Annotated in this window: 2 pseudogenes; both read right to left on the bottom strand. The window is 62.8% G+C overall.

The annotated features are described in order from the left end of the window. A pseudogene (locus tag QJT78_RS50300) lies at window positions 1-116 on the bottom strand (helix-turn-helix domain-containing protein); the annotation flags it as partial. Window positions 117-490: 374 nt separating this feature from the next. Next, a pseudogene (gene soxB / locus QJT78_RS50295) lies at window positions 491-2,181 on the bottom strand (thiosulfohydrolase SoxB). Window positions 2,182-2,336: the final 155 nt, after the last annotated feature.

Genomic DNA, 2,336 nt, shown 5'->3' with positions numbered 1-2,336 from the left:
CCATGGTCGGCATAGCGATGCCGCCAAAGGCTGACAATCCGCGGCTGGACCCCAACTTCCTTGGCGATCGACCGGGTGCTGCGCCCATCCGCCGCCAACAGAACTATCCGCATTCTCGAAGATCAAAGTGGCGTTCGTGCCTCCGAATCCGAAGGAGTTCGACAGCACCGCGCCAAGCCTAGAGCATTTTCCGACCGGAAAGAATCGGGTAGGGATTGAACGAAGCCGCTGCCGCGGCGAAGAGGGCTCAAATCGGCCATCTCGATACTCCTGTCTGAGGGGGTGGGCTCCAACACCCACATCCTTCAGCCAGGAGGCGATCTACGCCACCTTGCCTCTCACGCCGCGGCAGCGGCTTCGTTCAATCCCTACCGATTCAATCAAGCCGTGAACCGCTCTAGTGAAGGTGCCGAGCCCCGATCCGGAGCCGGCACGGGATAATGACGAGACTGAAGTGGCGGCTTTGTCCCGAGGTGGCGCCTAGTGAAAATCAGCGAGGCGATATCCCAGAGGCGGGCGCCGCGTTGACGACCTTCTTGCGTGCGACATAGCGCTCAACCAGATCCCAGATCGGTGGTCCCTCAACCGTATCGGCCGTGCATCCCCAACTGGCCACCATATCTTCGCGGGCGGCTTCGATCGGCTGACCTGTCCTCAGGAGCACCATGTCCGATATCCGCTGTCCAATCGGCTTGCGCGGATCATTGGACTAGCCGACGCCGCCACAGCGGATCATGTCGCCGCCCTGCTGGTAGTACGGATCGGGGTGGAACAGATTGTCGGCGACGTCCTCCAGAACAATTGTCAGGCGCTCGCCGGTCATCGGCGTGCGGCAGACCTCGGGATAGGCGATCGAGGTCATGTTGTGGATGTCCTCGATCGTAATCGGCGCGCCAGGCAAAAGACTCGTTCCCCACCAGAAGCCCGGCGAAAGCGCGATCTCGGCATCGCGCTTTTCAAGGAGTGCGGCACAGATCATGTCGTCCGCGCTGCAATCGAAGCGACCGCGCGGGTAGAGGAGCGTATCCGAGCGGCCGATCACGCGGGCAAGCTCTGCAGCAAACGGCGCACGAATGCTCGCAATTGCGGCCTGCATCTCGGGATCGGGACGGATGACATCCGGGAACAAGGGGATCAGCTTGAATCGATAGCCATTGACGCGACCATCGCGCACGTCGAGGTCGAGGCGCGAGACGAATTTGCCGTGGCTGCCGCCGGCCACCAGTAGCGTGTTCCCGACCTGGACGACCTCCGGCAATGGATCATGCGTATGCGCGGTCAGGATCACGTCGATACCCTCGACGAGACCGGCAAGCTTGCGGTCGATGCCAAAACCGTTGTGCGAGAGCAAGATCACAAGCGCAGCGCCCCGTTGCCTTGCCTTGAGGACGGTGGCTTGCAGATCTTCCTCGCGAATGCCGAAGCTCCATTTGGGAAAATGCCGGCGCGGGACGCCCAGTGCGGTGAACGGGAAGGCCTGACCGATGACGGCAATCCTGATGCCGCCGCGTTCGATCATGGAATAGCGTCGAAGACCGGGTCCTGCCATTCGTTGTCTCGCATGTTCTGGGCGAGGAACGGACAGCCCAGAGCTTCGACCAATTCCTTGACCCTGGCCTCGCCATGCGGGAATTCCCAGTGCCCAGTCATGGCGTGGGGCTTGAGCAGCTTGAGGCATTCCACCATGTCCTGCCGGCGGGTGCGGTAGGAGGTCAGCGATCCCTGCCAGGTGTCGTCGCCGTCAAACAGCAGAACCCATTCGGCGCCGCGCTCGGCGCGAACGGCCTTGATCACGGTGGCCGCACGGTCGAGCCCGCCGATCCGGCCGTAGGCTTGCGCCAGCCGTTCGAAATCCTCCGAGGTCAGAGCATGAGCGGCGGCGGAGCCGGCGGGGATACGGAAATGCGAAAGCAGGTCTTTGGTTCTTGCACCTTCCGGCAGACCCATGACCGCTCCTGCGCCCAGATTGATGGTGGGCTCGCGCAAGTAAGCCGGCATCAACTGGCCGTGGAGATCGGCTATGTGCAGCAGGGTGAGGTTGCCCATCGGCTCGAAGCTGAGGGTTTCGGATTCCGTCAGCCGTTGCTGGGCGGCGTCGCCGCCCAGCGGGCCGAGGCCGTTCGCAGCGGCCAGCGTTGCCGCAGCAACGCCAACCTGAAGGATTCCGCGTCGGGTCGCCAAATTGAGCTCCTCGCATGACAGGTTCGTGCAAGCGGCCCGTCACGTCTAGCCCGTCTTATTCGCGAGAGGGCGCCTGAGAGGCTGGCGAGCGTGGTGTAAAGCGCTGATGCGGCGTAGGATTCGGTTGCGAAGCCACCCCATCACCTTCAACCGCG

Origin of the sequence: Bradyrhizobium sp. Mp27 (genome assembly GCF_029953005.1) — a bacterium.
GTDB lineage: Bacteria > Pseudomonadota > Alphaproteobacteria > Rhizobiales > Xanthobacteraceae > Bradyrhizobium > Bradyrhizobium barranii.
The sequence above is the reverse complement of the archived record's forward strand: the minus strand, read 5'-3'. Positions and strand labels throughout refer to the sequence as shown.